Origin of the sequence: Mesorhizobium sp. M7A.F.Ca.MR.362.00.0.0, from assembly GCF_004023175.1 — a bacterium.
Classification (GTDB): Bacteria; Pseudomonadota; Alphaproteobacteria; order Rhizobiales; family Rhizobiaceae; genus Mesorhizobium.
In genome coordinates this window covers 1-2,247 of record NZ_RZTF01000636.1, presented here as the reverse complement: position 1 = coordinate 2,247, position 2,247 = coordinate 1, and the positions used below count along the sequence as shown (strand labels likewise).

General features: G+C 63.4%; 2 protein-coding genes. One reads left to right on the top strand and one right to left on the bottom strand.

The annotated features are described in order from the left end of the window. Positions 1-14: 14 nt before the first annotated feature. Positions 15-596, bottom strand: coding sequence for an amino acid synthesis family protein (locus EOC06_RS36260; RefSeq protein ID WP_127332298.1), 582 nt, complete (start codon positions 594-596; stop codon positions 15-17). A 163-nt stretch (positions 597-759) separates the two neighbouring features. Here EOC06_RS36260 and EOC06_RS36255 point away from each other — a divergent pair. Continuing rightward, positions 760-2,247, top strand: a 1,488-nt coding sequence (locus EOC06_RS36255) for a PucR family transcriptional regulator (RefSeq protein WP_128310047.1), incomplete at its 3' end; no start/stop codon positions are given.

Sequence of the window (2,247 nt, the reverse complement as noted above, 5' to 3'; positions counted from 1 at the left end):
ACCCAGCGCAAGCCTCACATCGCTGCTTCCTGCTCCATCTCTTTCATGTCCTGAAAGCGGTCCGCAATCCGTGGGTGAACCCGGCCGCCGTCCGCAGCACCGATGGCAACGACAATCTCGTCGGCAGCCGGGCCGTCGGCGATCTGGAAGTTGGCGGTGATGAAATGCGAGCGGCGACCGTTCTCGCTCTTGTGCATCATCGGCAGCGATAGCAGCGCGCCCGGCGCGTTGCGGGTGTTACAGAATTCGAGATAGGTCGTGCCGCCGACGGCGTCGCGGAAGACATTGCCGAAGCGCAGCGTATGGATCATGGCGGAGGCATGCTCGATCTCGCCGGCGGTTCCGACGGCGGCCGCCTTGCCGTAGCTTTCGATGCGTTCCGCCTGCATCAATCCAATCAGGCGGCTCGTGAGTTCCTGCCCCAGCCGGGGCGCTATGGCGACAATCTCCGGCTGCAAATCCTCGACGAAGCCGCGCCCGGCCCATGGGTTGCGCAGGACGGCTGCCACCACGATCGACGTTACCGGCCTTGCACCCGCTTTGCCGCCTTCGATGTGCACTTCCTCGATGAAGGTGCTGACTTTTCGCAATTCCATGATTTGGCCTCTCCAGGTGGAAGCTCAAGCTAATGCACGCCAACCGTCGGGTATTCCTCCGGTTCGTAGGAAGAAACGGCGTGCGTCCCGCTTGGAAGCGGTGTAGCGTTCGTATATCCGCGACGGCTTAAATTCGCCCTTCGCGAGCGGCGGAAGATCAGGCGTGGACCACGAGTCGCAAATTCTCTCCTTGCGGGATGCCGCCAGCCTCATCAATTCGGGCGGCGATCTCCAGTCCGTGCTGCGCCATCTCGTGCTGGCGGCCTGTCGTCATGCCCAATGGACTCTAGGCTCGATCATGGGCATCGACGCCCCCCACGGCCACGCCTATGTCATCGTGCGCCACGACCCGACGCTCATTCACCGCACGTTGCCGGACCGTTGGGAGCTGGCCACCAGTCCCTCGATCGTCGCGCTCAACCGCAACGAGCCGGTCTACATCAGGGACGCGCGCGTATCGGAGGAGTTCCCGGGCTACCGCCGAGAAGCCTTCGAGCGCGACTACCGCAGTGTTCTGGTCATGCCGATGAACTGCGTCGACGAAGACGGCCGGCCGATGGTGCTGACCGTCGTTTCGCGCGAGATCACCGAAGTGACGGCGCAGGATATCGCCTTCATCGGCATGATCGTGCATCTGGGTGAGATCGCGGTCGAGAAGCAGCATCGGCTGCGCCAGGAGAAGCAGGCCGGCGAGCGTCTGCAGCGCGCCCTCTCGGCGCACACCTCGCTTCTGCAGCAAGCCTTGTCGGACGGATCGGTGGCCTCGCTCGCCGAAAAAGTCAGCGAGCTGCTACCCAATCCTGTGGTGGTGATCGATTTCCATGCCAATCTGGTTGTCGCCGGCCGTTCCCCGAGCGAGGCGCATTTCGACACCGCCTCCTGGCAGCAGGCGGTGAGCGGAACGCTCAGCCGGCAAATCTTCAAGATAGCTCGCGGCGCGTCCGACGGGCGTCACACCGAGACGCTGTTCGTCGATGACGGCAAGCGACAGCTCAAGCTTTCGGTGCGCATCGAGCCGCTTAGCATCGACGCCGAAGTGGTTGGCGCACTGATGATTTTCCCGACGCCTCACGAGTCTGGTCAACTCGATCAGATGCTGCTCGACAGCACCAAATTCGCCCTCAGTGTGCAGATGATGCGCAGCTTCGTGCGCTTCCGTTTCGAGACGCGCTCGCTGACCGAGCTTTTCCTGGAGGTGGCGGAGCGCCGCTGGCGCGACGAGGCCGATATCGTCAATCGCGCCCGCCGGCTGGGGCTCGACTTGACCGTTGCACAGAAGATGATCGTCGTCGACCTCGCCGAACAGGACGGTGCCATCGGCCTTGCCGATCCGCATCATGAGGTCATGCGTCTGCTGCAGCAGGCCGGCATTGCCGGCACGGCAATCGCGGTGGAGGATGGGCTTGTCTGTCTTGTCCCGGCCGATACCGGGCAGGATGGCGCGCGCTTCGCGAAATTGCCGCACAAGATTGCGGCCGGGCTTGGCCGCTATTTCGAAGGTGAGCCGGTGGTTGTGCTTTCCGAGGCCTGTGCCGCGCTGGTCGATTATCCCATCGCCTGGGAGCGGTGCCGCCGCATGATCCGGATCGGCCGTTCCTTCGGACGCACCGGCGTTTTTGCCGGCCAGGATTTCGGTCCGTTGCCGATATTG